At 70.8% G+C, this 16,417-nt stretch carries 19 protein-coding genes and 1 pseudogene; 8 read left to right on the forward strand and 12 right to left on the reverse strand.

The annotated features are described in order from the left end of the window. Window positions 1–17: 17 nt before the first annotated feature. Window positions 18–827, forward strand: coding sequence for a helix-turn-helix transcriptional regulator (locus ACZ7EG_RS16955; protein WP_471078519.1), 810 nt, complete (start codon window positions 18–20; stop codon window positions 825–827). Here ACZ7EG_RS16955 and ACZ7EG_RS16960 read toward each other — a convergent pair. Next, window positions 809–1,318: a type III secretion system chaperone family protein gene (locus ACZ7EG_RS16960; RefSeq protein WP_471078521.1), complete on the reverse strand. Its 510-nt coding sequence runs from the start codon at window positions 1,316–1,318 to the stop codon at window positions 809–811. The two genes, ACZ7EG_RS16955 and ACZ7EG_RS16960, sit on opposite strands and share 19 nt — an antisense overlap. Beyond that, window positions 1,311–2,648: a D-inositol-3-phosphate glycosyltransferase gene (gene mshA / locus ACZ7EG_RS16965; protein WP_471078523.1), complete on the reverse strand. Its 1,338-nt coding sequence runs from the start codon at window positions 2,646–2,648 to the stop codon at window positions 1,311–1,313. Before mshA ends, ACZ7EG_RS16960 begins: the two co-directional genes overlap by 8 nt. A gap of 319 nt (window positions 2,649–2,967) precedes the next feature. Here mshA and ACZ7EG_RS16970 point away from each other — a divergent pair, with 319 nt between their 5' ends. The 3 genes from ACZ7EG_RS16970 to ACZ7EG_RS16980 all read left to right on the forward strand — a co-directional run bounded on the left by ACZ7EG_RS16970 (window position 2,968) and on the right by ACZ7EG_RS16980 (window position 6,718). Further along, window positions 2,968–3,786: a class I SAM-dependent methyltransferase gene (locus tag ACZ7EG_RS16970; RefSeq protein ID WP_471078525.1), complete on the forward strand. Its 819-nt coding sequence runs from the start codon at window positions 2,968–2,970 to the stop codon at window positions 3,784–3,786. Between the two features lie 195 nt (window positions 3,787–3,981). Then, a complete protein-coding gene (locus tag ACZ7EG_RS16975) occupies window positions 3,982–5,070 on the forward strand; it encodes a C40 family peptidase (RefSeq protein ID WP_471078527.1) in 1,089 nt (362 codons plus the stop codon). Between the two features lie 301 nt (window positions 5,071–5,371). After that, window positions 5,372–6,718, forward strand: a complete 1,347-nt coding sequence (locus ACZ7EG_RS16980) for a PP2C family protein-serine/threonine phosphatase (protein ID WP_471078529.1) — start codon at window positions 5,372–5,374, stop codon at window positions 6,716–6,718. A gap of 28 nt (window positions 6,719–6,746) precedes the next feature. On the opposite strand, the gene ACZ7EG_RS16985 is transcribed toward ACZ7EG_RS16980, so the two are convergent. The 7 genes from ACZ7EG_RS16985 to ACZ7EG_RS17015 form a co-directional block, all read right to left on the reverse strand. Further along, complete coding sequence (locus ACZ7EG_RS16985; RefSeq protein ID WP_351636152.1) at window positions 6,747–7,079, reverse strand: DUF2516 family protein; 333 nt, start codon at window positions 7,077–7,079, stop codon at window positions 6,747–6,749. 108 nt (window positions 7,080–7,187) lie between these two features. Then, a complete protein-coding gene (locus ACZ7EG_RS16990) occupies window positions 7,188–7,859 on the reverse strand; it encodes a hypothetical protein (RefSeq protein WP_471078531.1) in 672 nt (223 codons plus the stop codon). 88 nt (window positions 7,860–7,947) lie between these two features. Beyond that, complete coding sequence (locus ACZ7EG_RS16995) at window positions 7,948–8,571, reverse strand: helix-turn-helix domain-containing protein (protein WP_471078532.1); 624 nt, start codon at window positions 8,569–8,571, stop codon at window positions 7,948–7,950. Window positions 8,572–8,858: 287 nt separating this feature from the next. Beyond that, window positions 8,859–10,670 (reverse strand): RICIN domain-containing protein, encoded by a 1,812-nt coding sequence (locus tag ACZ7EG_RS17000; RefSeq protein ID WP_471078534.1) that lies wholly within the window; start codon window positions 10,668–10,670, stop codon window positions 8,859–8,861. A 294-nt stretch (window positions 10,671–10,964) separates the two neighbouring features. Beyond that, entirely contained in the window at window positions 10,965–11,561 is a 597-nt protein-coding gene (locus ACZ7EG_RS17005; RefSeq protein WP_471078536.1) for a GNAT family N-acetyltransferase, read from the reverse strand. 66 nt (window positions 11,562–11,627) lie between these two features. Beyond that, window positions 11,628–11,999 carry a VOC family protein gene (locus ACZ7EG_RS17010; RefSeq protein WP_471078539.1) on the reverse strand — a complete coding sequence of 124 codons (372 nt, stop codon included), beginning with the start codon at window positions 11,997–11,999 and terminating at the stop codon, window positions 11,628–11,630. After that, entirely contained in the window at window positions 11,996–12,544 is a 549-nt protein-coding gene (locus tag ACZ7EG_RS17015) for a DUF6817 domain-containing protein (RefSeq protein ID WP_471078542.1), read from the reverse strand. Before ACZ7EG_RS17015 ends, ACZ7EG_RS17010 begins: the two co-directional genes overlap by 4 nt. An 84-nt stretch (window positions 12,545–12,628) precedes the next feature. Here ACZ7EG_RS17015 and ACZ7EG_RS17020 point away from each other — a divergent pair, with 84 nt between their 5' ends. Further along, window positions 12,629–13,351, forward strand: coding sequence for a hypothetical protein (locus ACZ7EG_RS17020; RefSeq protein WP_471078545.1), 723 nt, complete (start codon window positions 12,629–12,631; stop codon window positions 13,349–13,351). Window positions 13,352–13,356: 5 nt separating this feature from the next. Here ACZ7EG_RS17020 and ACZ7EG_RS17025 read toward each other — a convergent pair whose 3' ends face one another. Beyond that, window positions 13,357–13,680, reverse strand: a complete 324-nt coding sequence (locus tag ACZ7EG_RS17025; protein WP_471078548.1) for a hypothetical protein — start codon at window positions 13,678–13,680, stop codon at window positions 13,357–13,359. Continuing rightward, window positions 13,680–14,030, reverse strand: a complete 351-nt coding sequence (locus tag ACZ7EG_RS17030; RefSeq protein WP_471078551.1) for a hypothetical protein — start codon at window positions 14,028–14,030, stop codon at window positions 13,680–13,682. The genes ACZ7EG_RS17025 and ACZ7EG_RS17030 overlap by 1 nt, the downstream gene beginning before the upstream one ends. A 197-nt stretch (window positions 14,031–14,227) precedes the next feature. On the opposite strand from ACZ7EG_RS17030, the gene ACZ7EG_RS17035 reads away from it, so the two are divergent. Beyond that, window positions 14,228–14,485 carry a GntR family transcriptional regulator gene (locus ACZ7EG_RS17035; protein ID WP_471078843.1) on the forward strand — a complete coding sequence of 86 codons (258 nt, stop codon included), beginning with the start codon at window positions 14,228–14,230 and terminating at the stop codon, window positions 14,483–14,485. Between the two features lie 28 nt (window positions 14,486–14,513). On the opposite strand, the pseudogene ACZ7EG_RS17040 reads toward ACZ7EG_RS17035, so the two are convergent. Beyond that, window positions 14,514–15,160, reverse strand: a pseudogene (locus ACZ7EG_RS17040) (class I SAM-dependent methyltransferase). A gap of 110 nt (window positions 15,161–15,270) precedes the next feature. On the opposite strand from ACZ7EG_RS17040, the gene ACZ7EG_RS17045 reads away from it, so the two are divergent. Further along, window positions 15,271–15,780, forward strand: a complete 510-nt coding sequence (locus tag ACZ7EG_RS17045) for a DUF2269 domain-containing protein (protein WP_471078554.1) — start codon at window positions 15,271–15,273, stop codon at window positions 15,778–15,780. Window positions 15,781–15,828: 48 nt separating this feature from the next. Continuing rightward, window positions 15,829–16,416: a TetR/AcrR family transcriptional regulator gene (locus tag ACZ7EG_RS17050; RefSeq protein WP_471078557.1), complete on the forward strand. Its 588-nt coding sequence runs from the start codon at window positions 15,829–15,831 to the stop codon at window positions 16,414–16,416. The last annotated feature ends 1 nt before the right edge of the window (window position 16,417 follow it).

Raw genomic sequence — 16,417 nt, forward strand, 5'->3', positions numbered from 1 at the left:
TCTTGTACGTTCTTTGCATGGCCTCCGAGTCCTCCCGGATCGTCTCCGCCTGGCGGCCCGCCGTGGAAGGTGTCGTCGAGGTCTTCCACGCGCGGTTCACCGAGTACGCGTATCCGATGCACGTCCACGACTCCTGGACGCTGCTGATCGTCGACACCGGCGCCGTGCGGTACGACCTCGACCGGCACGAGCACGGCACCCCGCACGACACCGTGACGCTGCTGCCGCCGCACGTGCCGCACAACGGCTCCCCCGTCACCGCCGAGGGCTTCCGCAAGCGGGTGCTGTACCTGGACGGGACGTACCTCGGGGACGAGTTCATCGGGGCCGCCGTCGACCGGCCCGATCTGCGCGATCCGCTGCTGCGGCGGCGGGTGGGCCAGGTGCACGGCGCGCTGGGGCGGCCCGGTGAGGAACTGGAGGCCGAGAGCAGGCTGTTGTTCGTAGGGGAGCGGTTGCGCGGGCATCTGCGGAACGAGTCCGCTTCCGCTCGGCCCGCCGATCCCGTGCTCGCCCGGCGGCTGCGCGAGTTGCTCGACGAGCGGATCGTCGAGGGCGTCGTCCTGCGCGAGGCCGCGGGGCTGCTCGGTGCCCATCCCGCCCATCTGGTCCGGGCGTTCAGCACCGCCTACGGCATCGCCCCGCACCAGTACCTGACGTCCCTGCGCGTGGGGCGAGCCCGGCGGCTGCTCCTGGAGGGGCACGCACCGGGCGAGGTGGCGGTGGCGGCCGGCTTCTACGACCAGTCGCACCTCACCCGGCACTTCCGGAAGTTGGTGGGCGTGCCGCCGGGGAGTTACCGGGCCGGTCAGCGCTCGGGGCGCTGAGTGAGGTGGGCGAACGCGTCCAGGTTGCGGGTCGGCTCCCCCCGCGACACCCGCCACGCGTACTCCTTGCGGATCGCCGAGGCGAAGCCCAGCTCAAGCAGGGTGTTGAAGGCGCCGTCGGAGGCCTCCAGGACCTGGCCGAGCAGGCGGTCGAGCTCGTCGGCGGTGACGGCGGACAGGGCGAGGCGGCCGGTGACGTAGACGTCGCCGTGCTGGTCGACTGCGTAACTCACGCCGTACAGCTTGAGGTTGCGCTCCAGGAGCCAGCGGTGGACGCCCTGCTCGTTCTCGTCGGGGTGGCGGATGACGAAGGCGTTCAGCGACAGGGAGTGGCGGCCCACGAGCAGGGAGAGCGTCGTCTTCAGCTTGCGGGTGCCGGGGAGCTGCGCGACGTACGTGCCGGGCCGGGGGCTCTCCCACTCCAGGTCGGCGTCCTTGAGCACTCCCTCGATGACCTGTGCCGCACGCTGTTCCTGATCGGTTTCACCCATGCAGCGAGCGTACGCGACGGCGGTGCGCCTGCATCGCGGCCGTGTAGACGTCCGCCGTGGCGGCGGCCGCGGTGTCCCAGCCGAAGGACTGGGCATGGCGGGCCGCCTGGTCGCCCAGCCGGGGCGTCAGCCGCGGGTCGTCGGCGAAGTCGCCCAGCACGCGCGCGTAGTCGGCCGGGTCGTGGCCGCGGACGAGGAAGCCGGTGTGCCCGTCGCGCACGGCGACCGGCAGGCCGCCGACCGACGCCGCGAGCACCGGGGTGCCGGCCGCCTGCGCCTCTATGGCGACCAGGCCGAAGGACTCGCTGTAGGAGGGCATGACCAGCACGGAGGCGGCGCGGAACCAGTCCGCCAGCTGCTCCTGGCCGACCGGCGGGCAAAACCGTACGACGTCCGTGATGCCCAGGCGCGCGGCCAGCTTCTGCAGGCCCTCGGGCTTGGCGAGACCGCTGCCGGAGGGGCCGCCGACGACGGGCACGAGGATGCGCGAACGCAGTTCGGGGCGCCCGTCGAGGAGGACGGCGACGGCCCGCAGCAGCACGTCGGGGGCCTTCAGCGGCTGGATGCGGCCGGCGAAGAGCGGGATCAGCGCGTCCTGCGGCAGGCCGAGGCGGGCCCGGGCCGCGGCGCGGCCGTCGGCGGGCGAGAAGCGGCTGAGGTTCACGCCGGGGTGGACCACGGCGACCTTGTCGGTGTCGGCCGAGTAGTGCCGCACCAGTTCGTCGGCCTCTTCGGTGGTGTTGGCGATGAGGCGGTCGGCGGCGGCGACGATCTGGGTCTCGCCGATGACGCGGGCGGCCGGTTCGGGGGTGTCGCCGGCGGCCAGGTTGGCGTTCTTGACCTTGGCCATGGTGTGCATGGCGTGCACCAGGGGGACGCCCCAGCGCTGGGCGGCGAGCCAGCCGACGTGGCCGGAGAGCCAGTAGTGGGAGTGGACCAGGTCGTAGTGGCCGGGGCGGTGGTGGGCCCAGGCCTGCATCACGCCGTGGGTGAAGGCGCACAGCTGGGCGGGGAGGTCTTCCTTGTTGAGGCCCTCGTAGGGTCCGGCGTCGATGTGCCGGACGAGGACGCCGGGGGCCAGCTCGACGGTCGGCGGGAGGGCTGCGGCGGTCGCGCGCGTGAAGATCTCGACCTCGATGCCGTGCGCGGCGAGGCGCTGGGCGAGCTCGACGATGTAGACGTTCATGCCGCCGGCGTCGCCGGTGCCCGGCTGGTGGAGCGGCGAGGTGTGCACGGAGAGCATGGCGACGCGGCGGGGCCTGCGGTGCAGCCGCAGACGGGCCGGCGACGACGCGGAGCGCCGGCCGAGCCTGCCGATGTACTGGCTCACGTGGCGTTCCTCCTCGCTCCGGGCATGCCTTCGCAGGGCGCACGGTGCCCTCCGACGGGGTGCAACACCGGAGGGAGGCACTCCATTTCCCGATTCGGGAGTTTTACCGAATCATTACCGCTTGTCGCTCAACCGTTCGAGGGTGGGAGTGCCCCGGCCCGAGCGGTCAACCGGTGCACGAGCCGGGCGAGCGGCAAGCGGGGACCGGCCGGCGAACCGATGCCCGGCGACCTCACCACGCTCTCCCGCCGGCGCCCCACCTGCCGGCGGCGGCACCTCGCCCCCTGACAGGGGCCGGCGGCCGCTTAACCTCGTACGCATGACACCCCGCGCCGCCACCCGCCCCCTCGGCACGGTGACGCGGGGGACGACCAACCCCAACCGGCTGCGCCGCATGGACCGCTGGATCGCGGTCACGCACGGCGCCGAGCTGCGCCGCGCCGCCGACCCGGTGGCGGTCGACCTCGGGTACGGCGCCGCCCCCTGGACGGCCGTCGAGCTGCTGCAGCGCCTGCGTACGGTCGCGTCACGTGCGCGCGTGGTCGGCGTCGAGATCGACCCGGCCCGGGTCGCGGCGGCGCTGCCCTACGAGCGGGCGGGGCTCGCCTTCCGGCACGGCGGCTTCGAGATCCCGATCCCGCAGCGGCCCCTGCTCGTGCGCGCGGCGAACGTGCTGCGGCAGTACGAGGAGGGCGAGGTCGCGGCCGTGTGGGAGCGGCTGTGCGCGCGGCTCGCACCGGCCGATCCGGCGACCGGGTCGCGCGGCGGGCTGCTCGTCGAGGGGACCTGCGATGAGATCGGACGCCGGCACGTATGGGTCGCACTCGGCCCGGAGGGACCGCGCACGGTCACCTTCGCGACCCGGCTGGGCTCCCTGGAGCGCCCCTCGGACCTGGCGGAGCGCCTGCCGAAGGCGCTCATCCACCGCAACGTCCCGGGCGAGCCGGTGCACGCCTTCCTGCGCGACTTCGACCGCGCCTGGGCGGCGGCCGCGCCCTACGCCTCCTACGGCGCCCGGCAGCGCTGGATCCGTGCGGTACGGGACCTGACCGCCGACTGGCCGGTGACGGACGGGCCGGCGCGCTGGCGGCAGGGCGAAGTGACGGTGCGCTGGGAGGCCTTGACCCCGGGCGCCTGATCGCTCCGTCCTGACGGGGCCCGTTGGAACGATCTCTCTGAGTCGTTCGTCACACAGACGGGGAGATCGTCATGCCGGGGCATACCGGCGCGCGGGTGACGGGAAGTACTACCTCTGTCGCTTTCCGGGCCGACATGGCAGCATCCCCATGCGAACCACAAGTTACTGATGGTTAATCAGTTTGGGGGCTGAGGCATGGGAACGGGCAAGCGTGGCCTGATGGCGACCGCGGTGGCCGTGGTCTGCGCGGTCACGGTGCTGGCGGCACCGGGCACGGCGTTCGCGAACCCCACCCCCTCACCCACCCCCAGCGCGGGCCCGGCACTCGCACCCGCAAAGGACCTCGAGGCCGTCCGCAAGAAGCTCGACACGCTCTACCGCGCCGCGGGCCGCGCCACCGACGAGTACAACGCCGCCGACGAGAAGGCGGACAAGCAGTCCGCCGAAGTCGTCGAGCTGGCCAAAAAGATCGTCAAGGGCCAGGACAAGCTCAGGAAGCTGAAGGCCCGCGCGGGCGCCGCGGCCGCCGCCCAGTACCGCGGGGGCGGACTGCCGCCCGAGGCCCACCTGGTGCTGAGCGACGACCCGCAGGACTTCCTCGACGGCGCGGGCCGGGTCCGTGAGGGCCATCACGCGACCAAGGGCCTGCTGGGCGAACTGACCCGCACCCAGGAGGACCTGGAGCAGTACGCCAAGGACGCCTCCGCACAGCTGAAGAAGCTGGAAGCGGGCCGCAAGGCCAAGGCCGCCGCGCAGAAGAAGATCGAGAAGCAGATCGCGCGGGCGGAGAAGCTCGAGTCCGAGCTGCAGAAGGAGGAGCAGGAGCGCCTCGCCGAGCTGGAGAAGGAGGCCGCGAACAAGGCGCAGACCGCCTGGCTCGGCTCCGGCATCCTGGAGGAGATCAACGGCAAGGCCTCCGAGCAGGGCAAAAAGGCCGTGAAGTACGCCACGGCCCAGATCGGCAAGCCGTACCAGTGGGGCGCCGAGGGCCCCAGGACCTACGACTGCTCGGGGCTGACGTCACAGGCCTGGCTGTCCGCCGGGCGCGGCATCCCACGCACCTCGCAGGAGCAGTGGAAGCGGCTGCGGCACATCGACATCCAGGACATGCGCCCCGGCGACCTCATCATCTACTTCGACGACGCCAGCCATGTCGCCCTGTACATCGGCGACGGGGCGATCGTGCACGCGCCGCGCCCCGGGCGGACCGTGACGATCGCGGGCGCCGGAACCATGCCCATCCTCGGGGTGGTGCGGCCGGACCCCGGCACGGACGCCGACTGAGCGCGAACACCGGCCGGACGACGGCCCACCGGACAAAGGACACCCGCGGTGACCCGGCCCACGTGACCCACCGCACGCCTCACCGCGGGCAAACCGTGCGCTGACGTGACGTTCGTCATCCCCGCAGCATCTCCGAGCTGTCCAACTGCGGGGCATATCGCGGCATATGACACGGGCCGATGGCACAGCGGCGTGGCTCACACCATTCCAATGCGGCGCCGACACCCGCTATGGTCCCGCTCGGTGGGTCGAGGTCCCTCGCCCCACCGTGCCCTCGGGGGGAGGGAAGGAACCCAAGACGATGCCCGTACCCATACCGCGGCAGAGAGCGATCCCGGCCGTGGAGAGTGGTCAGGCGCAGGCGGCGTCCCCGCGCGGCGACTCGGCCGAGGAGTCCGTGAAGGACGCCTCGCCCGCCGACCGCACGCCGGACACCGCCGGGAACACCACGGACAAGGTGGAGAACAACACCGCCCACACCAACCTGACGCTGCTGCTGATCGAGGACGATCCGGCCGGTTCACCGATCGTGCCGGACATGCTCGACCAGGCGGGCAAGCCGATCCGCATCCGCACGGCCCGCAACCTGACGGAGGCCGGCCGGCTGCTGACCGACGACGTCCACTGCATCCTGCTGGACCTGGCGCTGCCCGCGCCGGGCCACAGCGACTCCGCGGACGAGCTCGCCGTGCTCCGGCACGTGCTGGAGCTCGCGCCCCGGCACGCCGTCCTGGCGCTGACCGCGTCCGGTGACGCCGAGCGCGGCGCCGAGGCGGTGCGGGTGGGCGCCCAGGACTACCTCTTCCGCGACGAGCTGGACGGCAGGCTGCTGAGCCGGGCGATCCGCTACGCGGTGGAGCGCAAGCGTTCCGAGTCGGCGGAGCGCCGGCTCGCCGAGGGCCGGCTGCGCGCGCAGGAGAACCGCCGCCTGGAGCGCGGTCTGCTGCCGACGCCGCTGCTGGAGGGCTCCTCGCTGCGGTTCGCCGCCCGCTACCGCCCCGGTCGCTCGCGCGCGCTGCTCGGCGGCGACTTCTACGACGTCGTGCGCACGCCGGACGGCACGGTGCACGCCATGATCGGCGACGTCTGCGGGCACGGCCCGGACGAGGCCGCGCTCGGTGTGGAGCTGCGGATCGCCTGGCGGGCGCTGACGCTGGCGGGCCTGTGCGGCGACCAACTGCTGGGCACGCTCCAGCAGGTGCTGGAGCACGAGCGGGCCGACGACGAGATCTTCGCGACGCTGTGCACGGTGGACATCGCGCCGGACGGCCGCCGCGCCGGGCTGTGCCTGGCGGGTCACCCCTCGCCGCTGCTGGCCCGCCCGGGCAAACCGGCCCGCCTGCTGCCGTACGACAACAACGGACCGGCCCTCGGCATGCTCCCCGGCGCCCGCTGGCCGCGGATGCAGGTGGAGCTGGGCGCCGAGTGGAGCCTGATGCTCTACACCGACGGCCTGATCGAGGGCCACATCGGCCGGGGCCGGGAGCGGCTCGGCCAGGACGGCATGACGGAGATGATCCGCCGCCAGTTCGCCGAGGGCCTGCGGGGCGAGCAGCTGCTGCGGGCGGCGGTGAACGAGGTGCGCGACCTCAACGGCGGCGAGCTGACGGACGACGTGGCGGTGCTGCTGCTGGACCGGGTGCCGTAGCCCCCGGCTCAGCTGCCGGCGAGGGCCCTTACCGGCCGCCGTTCCACGGGCCGTAGGGGCCGTCGCTGCTGGAGCCGCGCCGGCTGCGGCCGCCGCCCGGGAGGGCCCGGATCGCGGGCCGTACGTCGACCATGTACACGATCGTCGCGATGAGGCCGATGATCGGCAGGAACGACAGGATCGGGAAGAGCAGGTTCACCACGAAGGCGATGCCGAGGATGATCAGCCAGAAGGGCTTGGTCTTCTTGTCGGCCGCGCGGTAGGCGTCTTCCCGGCGCACAGCCGCGTCGAGCAACGCGAAGCCGCTGAAAACGATCAGGGCCATGCTCAGTAGCCACATAAACCCTGCGAAGCCCTGCATCAGCACAACGTCCACCACCTGACTCGGCTCGTCCTACGCGGTCACCGTACCCGTACAACGGGCCGGACACCCCCAGGGTGCCCGGCCCGTGTGCGCCGCTCCGCCGTACTACTTCGCGGGCGGGGTGGTCTTCTTGGCGGTGGTGGTGGTCTTGCGCGCCGGGGCCTTCTTGGCGGCCGGGTCCTTCTTCGCCTGGGCGGCGGCGGCCGGCTTCGCCGGCTCCTCCTTGACCTCGACCGGCTGCGGCTTCGGCTTCGGCTCGACGGCCACGGCCAGCTCCTCGACGCCCTCGGCGACGTCCTCGATGCTGTCGGCGGCCTCGCCGCGCCAGGTCCGGACGGCCTGCTCGCCGTGCTCGGCGACCTTCTCGTAGGTCTCACGGGCCTTGACGGCGTACTCGGCGGCCACGCCGACGCCGCGCAGCGCGAAGTCCTGGGCGCTCTCGCCGAACTTCTTCAGGTCCGAGTCGATCGTGCTGCCGAGCTTCTTGATGTCGACGTCGATCGAGCCGATGAACTCCGTGACCTTGGTCTGCAGGGTCTCCTGCGTCTCCTTGACGCGGGCGGAGGCCTCCTTGGCCCGGGCGGAGGCCTTCTCCTGGACGGCCTTGGTGTCGGTGTTGCGTACGGCGTCGATCCGCGCGGGGGCCTCGGAGCGCAGCTGCTCCACCAGGGCCGGCACCTTCTTGGCCTGCTGAAGGGCGAGGTCGGCGGTGCCTGCGGCGAAGTAGAGCGGGGTGGGGTTGCTGAAGGTCTTGCGCAGGTCGTCGGTGATGGCCATGGTGATGGTCCTCCCGGATTCTGTATCGCTTGGGGGTTCGGCTGAGGGTTGTGTGATCCGCGGCGGGCGGCCCATGCCCTGGTCCGGCTCAGCCGGCCGTCTGCTGCGGATCGGTGTCACTGCCGCCGGTGCTCTTGCGGGCGCGGCGGGTGGCGGTCGTACCGCCGTCGTTCGTGCTGTCGCTCCGTGCGGTGCTCTTGCGGCTGCGGCGCCGGGCGGACTGACCGCCGTCGGCCGGGCCGGCCGGGGGTATCCCGGTGCCGGGAGCGTCCCCGTCGACGCTCACCGCCCCGTCGGCGGTGACGACACCGACGACGCCGGCACCGCCCGACCCGTCCGCACCGTCCGAGCCGTCGCCGGTCCCGAACCCGTTCTCCTTGCGGAAGGACTCGTAGATCTGCAGCAGCACCTGCTTCTGCCGCTCGTTCAGCGTCGGGTCGGCGAGGATGACGGCACGCGTCTCCACATCGTCCCGGTCACGCTCGGCGTCGAGGATGCCGGCCCGGACGTACAGCGTCTCGGCGGAGATCCGCAGCGCCTTGGCGACCTGCTGCAGCACCTCCGCGCTCGGCTTGCGCAGCCCGCGCTCGATCTGGCTGAGATACGGATTGGACACCCCGGCGGCGTCGGCGAGCTGCCGCAACGACAGCTGCGCGTTGCGCCGCTGCTCGCGCAGATAGTCACCGAGATTGCCGACGTTGAGCGATGCCATGCCTCCACAGTGCAGCACTCCGCTAACTATTGCAAGCACCCGCTTGCAAAAGTGCGCCACGGCACTCGGCTGTCGCCTCCGGCCCGCGGCTCAGGCCAGGTGTCCTGTCTCTGCGATGTGCAGGCAGTCCCGCCCAAGGCCCCGACCCGGAGACCTCCCACATCGACGCGTTCATCGACCTGCACGGCCCGCGCTGTCTCGACCTCGCCATAGCCGAGAGGTCCTCAGCCCGACGAAGAGGACGAACCCGACCCCATCGAAGAGATGGGGTCGGGTTCGCATCTCCGCTACTTGAGCGCCACGCCGCCCGAGTTGTGATAGGCGATCGTCTTTCTGATCAGGTTTCCGCCATCGGTCTCGATCGATGTCTGTTCGTGGTGCCCCGCACCGAAGAGCAGGCCGACGATATGCGCGTTCGCCACCTGGTCCATGTGCGCGAAGAACCAGTCGACCTTGTCGTCCTTGTAATGGTTGAGGGTGTTGTTCTGCGCCATGTTGCCCACAGGGATCTGCCACAGGACCACCGGCTTGCCAACGGACTCGGCCATCGTCTTGTAGAACCCCAGCGCGGCAGCGGCCTTCTTGTCGGTCCAGAAGTTGTCACGGCCGCCGTGGGCCGGCTGTGCGTACCAGCCCGCGTCACGGTCCGACACATCGGCGACCAGGAAGTCGGCGTTCTTCGCACCGAGGTTCGCGTAATCCTTGGCGCACCCCTGGGTGTTGCTCTGCCAGTCCCAGCAGGAAAGGTGGAATCCCACGGCGGTGTTCGGCGCATATTTGTGCGCCATCGCGATCAGGCAGCGGGAGAGTCCGGCGGCGCTGTTCTCCTGTGATCCGCAATCCTTCGGATTCGCGCCCGAGACCTTCGCGGCAACCTTGTGCGGATCGCCGAGCGACCGAACATAGCCCCAGAAGTCAGGCTCGAGGTCGATCATGTCAGGCGAGTTGCCGATCTTCTGGAGGAAGAAACGGTAGTCGTTCATATACCGGGTGAGCAGGTCGACCCGGTTGATGGCCTCGACCTCGCCCGGACCGTCGCCATGGCCGGCCAGATCCCCGAGATCGCGCAACGAGTACCAGGTCCAGAAGAACTTCTGCGGACGCGGGCTGCCCTTGTAAGTCGCCTTGGCCGCCTGGGCGTCCGACCAGGTCACGTAACTACCGGGCTCCGTGGTGCTGCCGCCCCAGCAGCCCCACCAGCTCTTCCACGCATCCTTGCATTTCGATGCCGAGTAGTAGTCCGACGAGGGCGCGGGCTGACTGTGCACATAGGCGTATCGCACATCGAACGGCGCGGCTTTGGCCGACTCGTCAGGCATCGAGCCGCCGATGAGCACCTTGTTGTTGCCCATGAAACTGGTCGTCGAGCTGCCGCCTCCGGCCGCGGGAGACGACGCCGACGGGGCACTTCCGCCCTTCACAGGCGTGTCGGCGCTGCCGACGCTCCCGGCCGGGACGAGTTGCCACTGCTGATGGGCGCCGTCCCGGTCGCGGTCCTGGACGACATCGCCCCCGTCGGCCTTGGACGCGTTGTCGACCTCGACGGCCATGCCGCTGAAGCGATTGATCAAACGCACGTAACCGTCCGGCGACTTCGCCAGTTCGAACTGCTGGTTGGCGCTGTTCCGGTCGCTCCACTGCACGAGGTCGGAACCGGCGGTCTTCGACCATTTGTAGTCGTCCAGCACCTTGCCGGAGTTCCGGTTCTTCAGCCGGTAGTAGCCATCACCCGCGTCGATGAACCGCCACTGCTGGTTGGCGCCGCCGTGACGACCCCACTGCACCACCGTCGCGCCGTCCTTCGTGGCGAAGGCGCGGCCATCCATCACCTTGCCGCTGCTGCGGTTGACCAGCACGTACCAGGCCTTCGGATCCACGGTGTCCGCCGAGGCCGTGTTGACCACAACCACGGATCCGGCCACGACAGTCATGGCGATGGCCGCCCAGACACCGCGACGCGCGAAGAACCGACGGCCACGATGCATCGCCTTTCGTCCGCTCTTGTCGGCAGAGTGGGACGACCTGCGACTACCGCCGCCGCGCGGCACGACGGCCGCCAGCGCGGTACGCCACCGATGACGTGGGTGGGCGAGGGACATGTTGTGCTCTCTTTCAGCCGTTGCATCTGACCGGACCACCTGGCCGGACAGCCCTGAGTGGTCCGGGGAGGCCGAAAAGTTGCCGCGCACGCGAAGATTCACAGATCTTCTTTCCGCCTTGACCCCGTGCCGCGTGCGCCGACATTCCCCAGGGCGCTCGGCTGTGCTGCACCCCCAGAGGCGACTGCCCATGGTGGAGGGGGAGCGGGACCGTGAGGCGTCCACTCGTCCCACTCAGTCGTAAGCACCGCAGGCCAGGGACTCACCCTGCCCACGGTTGTCCGGGACAGGACATCAGGCCAGGAACGAGTGCAGCTCGGCCACCGCGAGGGTCTGTTCGGCTTCGTAGGCCTCGAAGGTGCTCACGCGCCGGAAGCCGAGGCGGGCGGCCAGCGCGAGGGAGCGGGTGTTGGCCGTCTGGGTGACGATCAGGACCGGCTGATCGGGCAGTTCTAACGCGGCGGCGCGCAACGCGGCCGTGGCTGCTTCGAAGGCCAGGCCCGTGCCCCAGGCGGCGCGGCGCAGGACGTAGGTCAGTTCCAGTTCCCCGCCCTCCTCGGTGACGTGTCCGGGGAGGTCGAGGGGGCGCGGGTGGATCAGGAGCGTCCCGACGAAGTGGTCGGTCGTCCGGTCGGCGATGACGAACGTGCCGGGCCTGTCGGTGACGTGGGAGACACCCATCGCGTCGACGTACTGCTCGACCGCGCTCCGCGGCCTCGGGCCGCCGAGGTGTGACCGGACCTGGGGATCGGTCTGCAGCTCGATGAGCCCGGCGCGGTCGGCGTCGTGCGCCTTGCGCAGCCGGAGCCGGGGTGTGGTGATCTCCGTCGCGGACAGCGTGGGTGATGAGGCCGCCGGGGCCGGGGAGTTCGGTGCGTTCGACGAGGTCATGAAACCCATATTGGCCGAACCGCCGGCCGCCGCCGGGGACTCGTTCCGGATGAGGGGCCGAGCGCATCAGTCAGGCTCGGCGAGACCCCCGACGATGCAGAAGGGGTGCCCGGCCGGGTCCGTGAGGACGCGCCACCTGGTTTCGTTCGGTTGTGGGTCCGGCTTGCCGGCGCCCAGCTTCAGCAGCCGTGTCTCCGTCTCGTCCAGATCCGCGACCCGGAAACAGCAGTGCAGCTGCTGGGGAACGTCAGGGTCGGGCCAGCTGGGAGGCCGGTGGTCGTCGACCCGCTGGAAGGCCAGGGAGAGGCCGTTCTCACCTTCCAGCGCGGCGAAGTCGGCGTCCGACTTCGGATGCAGCTCCAGTCCGGTGGCCTGCTGGTAGAACACCGCCAGGGCGAGCGGATCGGGGCAGTCCAGGGTTATCGCGCTCAACTTCATCGGGCAAGCACCTCCTGACAGTCCGCCCAGGCCGGTTGGCTCAGCAGGGGACGGATGCGGGTGAAGAGGCTGAGGAGTTCGGGGCCCCACTGGGCACGGAAGGCGGGGTCGAGGCGAGCGAGGTCGATCTCGTTGGCGGCGGACAACTCGGCGAAGTCCCGCCGCGACTGCGGCTCCGGGGTGTGGCTCAGGCCGGTGAACCGGTCATGAAACGGTCCATCGACATCCGCGAGCGTCGGATAGGTGGCCCCTCGATCGCACGAGGCATACAGATACACCAGAGCCTCGGCCTCGGCGCCGACCGCCGCTGCGAGTTCGCCCCGGCGGTCCAGGGGCAGCAGGGTGCCCGGAAAGCCGTCGGTGCCGTAGAACGCGTGGCACAGGCCTGCCAGTTGTAGGGCCGGGCGGGCGTCCCACGCGGCGAGTTGCCTCTGTACCCGCGTGAGGTGCGCGAGAAGGGTGCCGCCCGGATGGGCGATGTCCGCCGCGCCGAGCGCGCTCAGGAGCGCGACGGCCGGTCCTGACTCGGCAAGGGAAGCAGGCACAGAGTGGAGTCCTTCCAGCTGTGGTCGGAGCGGCACCATCAAATCGGTGGACGGACCGGGCCGGCCATCGATTTGATCCACGTCATGACGACTTCGCGGCAAGCCCTGGTACGGGCCGCCGCCCGGAACAATGCCGAGTGGTGTGCGGCGATGTGCCGGGCGCACGGGGTGGCGGGAGAGATGGGGGCCGACGCCTGGGCCGCCCCGGTGCGGACGCCGCTCTACTACCCCGACGCGGTGACGCTGGAGCCGGACGCCGACCCCGACGCGCTCACCGCCCGGATCGACACGGCCTCGCCCGGCGCCTCGGTCAAGGACAGCTTCGCCGACCTGGAGTTGGCGGCAGCCGGGTTCCAGGTGCTGTTCGAGGCACAGTGGGTCCACCGGCCGGCCGGGGCACCCACCGCGTCATCCGATCTCGTGTGGGACGTGGTGGGCGACTCGGACACCCTGCGTGCCTGGGCACTGGCCTGGGATGACGGGGCCGGGGACGCCGGCCTGTTCCGCCCCGGGCTGCTCGCCGACCCGGAGACCTTCGTGATCCTGGCGCGGCCTGCCCGCGGCTCCGACGACCGCGTGGTCGCCGGAGCCGTGGCGACCCGCAGTGAGCATGTCGTCGGCGTCTCCAACGTCTTCGGGCGGGAGGACGGACCCGACGCGGCCTGGCCGGTCGTTCTGCATGCACTCGCCCACCTCTTTCCCACCCTGTCCGTGGTCGGCTACGAGCAGGGTGACGATCTGAGGGTCGCCCTCCGGCACGGCTTCGAGCCGATCGGCCCGTTGCGGGTGTGGACACACCGCGGGTAGCCCTCTCAGGCGTCCTCAGTGTCCGGTACCGGCAGGCGCATCCCCCGGGACTCGGCGACCCGCAGGGCGTCGGTCAGGCACTCGGCGAGACGAAAGCCGGCGAAACGCACCTCTCGGTACGGCGAGGCCGGGTCGTCCAGCACCTTGCGGGCGTGACCGAGCACGTCGATGCCGGTGGCGAGCTGGACGGCTTCCAAGTCGTCGGCGAGACGGGAGAGGTAGCTGCCGTTGTCGTCGGTCACCAGGTAGCAGGGGTTGCCTCCGGGCGACGGCCAGGGCAGGAGCCGGGGTGGCGGCGTGACGTGTGTCCGACCGGTGGGGCGTTCCATCAGGCGGCCACCTCCCCCGCGCCGATCAGGTGCTGGTCGAGATCGATCCCGAAGTCGGCGGCGAGCACGAGGGCCAGGCGGCGGCGTTCCTGGAGAGCGGCTTCCCTTTCGTGTGCGGCGAGGTAGGGGCGGACAAGAGGGGAGGCGGCCCCGTCGTAAGAACTGTGCAGGCCGTACGGGGAGCGGTGGCGGGGGAGGTGCGGTGACGGAGGGACGGAGGGGCAGCTGACGAGGGTGAGGTGCACGTGGGGGAAGAGGGGACGGCGGGGGCGGCACCGACGCCGTTTCCCGGTGCCGGGAGCGAGAAGGAGGCGCAGCCGTTGGAGGGCGCGGAAGATAAGGTCGTGCATGTCGACGCTCCTGGTAAGCGTTGGCCGTGCCCCGGGAGGTCTGGACACCTCGCCGGGGTCTTTCCGTCTTCGACGCTACACCTGGATGCAGCCCTCTACATACAAGTACAGAGGGATCCACACGATTGGGCAGGTCACTACCGCTCTATGTTGGACGTATGAGCGATACCGAAGCGTCGAAGCCCACTCTGGACCCGATGAGCGCGAGACCGCTCTACATGCAGCTGGCCGATGTCATCGCCGGGAAGATCGCATCCGGTGAGCTGGCACCGGACAGGCCCATCCCGTCCGAGAACCACCTCGCCGACGAGTACGGCGTAGCACGACTCACCGCGCGACGGGCCGCACAGGAACTCCGCGAGCGCGGCCTGATCGTCACCGTGCGAGGCAAAGGTTCCTTCGTCGTCGAACAGCCGGTCGGCCACGCCTCCGAAGAGAACGAGCCGAACGGCTGAAGGGACCCGCCCCGCCGACCCGGTCCCGCTACTCCGGCTTGTACGCCAGAAACGTCCCCGCCTGCCGCTTCGACATGCCCTCCGGTTCCTGCACCACCCGTGTCGTGACCACCAGCCCGGCCCGGGCGAGCAGTTCCGCGATCCGGTCAGGCGGCAGCAGGTGTGACTCGTAGGACAGGGGTGATCGCCGTACGCCTGCGTCGGGCGCAGGTGCTCGCCCGTGCCCACATGGCCCGCCAGCATCAGCCGGCCCCCGGGCGCGAGGGTGCGGTGGAACTCCGCGAACACGGTCGGCAGCCACTGCGGCGGGATGTGGTGGGTGGTGTAGTACGCCAGGATGCCGCCGAGTTCGCCGCTGCCGATCTCCAGTGCGGTCATCGAGCCGACGGTGAAGCGGAGTTCCGGGTACGCCGCCCGGGCCAGTTCGATCATCTTCGGCGACACGTCCACGCCGAACACCGGAACTCCCAGGGCGGCCAGGTGTGCCGTCACCTTGCCGGGGCCGCAGCCCAGGTCGGCGACCGGCCCGAGGGAGGCTGTGAGTTCGGCGAAGGCGGCCAGCATGGTGCGGGAGACCGGGTCCAACTCGGTGGGCTCCGGCACGAGTCGGGCGTAGTCGGCGGCGACGGTGTCGTAGGACTCGCGGATGGCGGTGATGTAAGAGGGCTCGTTCATGCCGTGAAGTTAGGCGACGGCACTGACACTCCTCGTACTCCGACGTCGGTACGCCGGTTCACTCCCGCTGCAGGACGCCCGCACCGCCCCTTCCCCGGCACGGTGACAGCGTGAAGCCGAACCCGAAACTCAGCCGCCGCGCCCGCCGGGCCGTGCTCGTCGTCCACGTCACCGCCTCCGCCGGCCGGCTCGGGCTCTCGCTCGGGCTGCTCGCGCTCGGGACCACCGCGGCCTCCACCGGGTCCGCCGCGACCGTGGAGGCATCCGTCCGGGCCATGAAGCTCTTCGCCGACTGGCTCCTGATCCCCGTGGCGACTCTGACGCTCCTCAGCGGCCTGGTGCTGTCACTGGGCACGGTGTGGGGTCTGGCCAGGTACCGGTGGGTGTACACGAAGTTCTGGCTGACCCTCGCCACGACCACCGCCACGGTGTTCGCCCTGCGCCCCGGGGTGAACTCCGCGGTCACCGCCGTCGCCGCGGGCGGGCCGCTGCCGGACGCCGGTGACGTGCTGTTCGGGCCGGTCGTGTCGCTGTCCGCCTGCGTGTTCATGACGGTGATCTCCGTCCTGAAGCCCTGGGGGAGGACCCGGCGGGCCACAAGGTCACGCCCATTTGCCTAAAGGCTTTAGGTAGATACACACTCTCTTCAGGCAGAAGGGAGAGCCCTCATGGCACGCGTGGGACTGACGCCGGAGCGGCTGACCGAGGCGGGCGCGGAACTCGCCGACGAGGTCGGCTTCGAGCAGGTCACCGTCTCGGCGCTCGCGCGGCGGTTCGACGTCAAGGTCGCGAGCCTGTACTCGCACGTGCGCAACTCCCAGGACCTGAAGACCAGGATCGCCCTGCTCGCCCTCACCGAACTCGCCGACCGCGCCGCCGACGCCCTGGCCGGACGGGCCGGCAAGGACGCCCTGTCCGCCCTCGCGAACGTGTACCGCGACTACGCCCGGGCACACCCCGGCCGCTACGCCGCGGCCCAGTTGCGACTCGACCCGCAGACGGCGGCCGCGAGCGCCGGCGTCCGGCACGCGCAGATGACCCGGGCACTGCTGCGCGGCTACGACCTGACGGAACCGGACCAGACCCACGCGGTCCGGCTGCTCGGCAGCGTCTTCCACGGCTACGTCAGCCTGGAGCTCAGCGGCGGTTTCAGCCACAGCGCCCCGGACACCGAGGAGACCTGGGCCCGGATCCTCGACGCCCTCGACACGCTGCTGCGGAACTGGCCCGCGGCCCCCACCGACACCCGAGGCTGAC

The sequence above is a fragment of the Streptomyces sp. NPDC037100 genome (assembly GCF_055606225.1).

Bases quoted from the DNA above. Each gene is read 5' to 3' on its own strand.
- ACZ7EG_RS16955 (WP_471078519.1), top strand. From the start codon at position 18: ATGGCCTCCGAGTCCTCCCGGATCGTCTCCGCCTGGCGGCCCGCCGTG.
- ACZ7EG_RS16960 (WP_471078521.1), bottom strand. From the start codon at position 1,318: ATGGGTGAAACCGATCAGGAACAGCGTGCGGCACAGGTCATCGAGGGA.
- ACZ7EG_RS16970 (WP_471078525.1), top strand. From the start codon at position 2,968: ATGACACCCCGCGCCGCCACCCGCCCCCTCGGCACGGTGACGCGGGGG.
- ACZ7EG_RS16975 (WP_471078527.1), top strand. From the start codon at position 3,982: ATGGGAACGGGCAAGCGTGGCCTGATGGCGACCGCGGTGGCCGTGGTC.
- ACZ7EG_RS16980 (WP_471078529.1), top strand. From the start codon at position 5,372: ATGCCCGTACCCATACCGCGGCAGAGAGCGATCCCGGCCGTGGAGAGT.
- ACZ7EG_RS16985 (WP_351636152.1), bottom strand. From the start codon at position 7,079: ATGCAGGGCTTCGCAGGGTTTATGTGGCTACTGAGCATGGCCCTGATC.
- ACZ7EG_RS16990 (WP_471078531.1), bottom strand. From the start codon at position 7,859: ATGGCCATCACCGACGACCTGCGCAAGACCTTCAGCAACCCCACCCCG.
- ACZ7EG_RS16995 (WP_471078532.1), bottom strand. From the start codon at position 8,571: ATGGCATCGCTCAACGTCGGCAATCTCGGTGACTATCTGCGCGAGCAG.
- ACZ7EG_RS17000 (WP_471078534.1), bottom strand. From the start codon at position 10,670: ATGTCCCTCGCCCACCCACGTCATCGGTGGCGTACCGCGCTGGCGGCC.
- ACZ7EG_RS17005 (WP_471078536.1), bottom strand. From the start codon at position 11,561: ATGACCTCGTCGAACGCACCGAACTCCCCGGCCCCGGCGGCCTCATCA.
- ACZ7EG_RS17010 (WP_471078539.1), bottom strand. From the start codon at position 11,999: ATGAAGTTGAGCGCGATAACCCTGGACTGCCCCGATCCGCTCGCCCTG.
- ACZ7EG_RS17020 (WP_471078545.1), top strand. From the start codon at position 12,629: ATGACGACTTCGCGGCAAGCCCTGGTACGGGCCGCCGCCCGGAACAAT.
- ACZ7EG_RS17025 (WP_471078548.1), bottom strand. From the start codon at position 13,680: ATGGAACGCCCCACCGGTCGGACACACGTCACGCCGCCACCCCGGCTC.
- ACZ7EG_RS17030 (WP_471078551.1), bottom strand. From the start codon at position 14,030: ATGCACGACCTTATCTTCCGCGCCCTCCAACGGCTGCGCCTCCTTCTC.
- ACZ7EG_RS17035 (WP_471078843.1), top strand. From the start codon at position 14,228: ATGAGCGCGAGACCGCTCTACATGCAGCTGGCCGATGTCATCGCCGGG.
- ACZ7EG_RS17050 (WP_471078557.1), top strand. From the start codon at position 15,829: ATGGCACGCGTGGGACTGACGCCGGAGCGGCTGACCGAGGCGGGCGCG.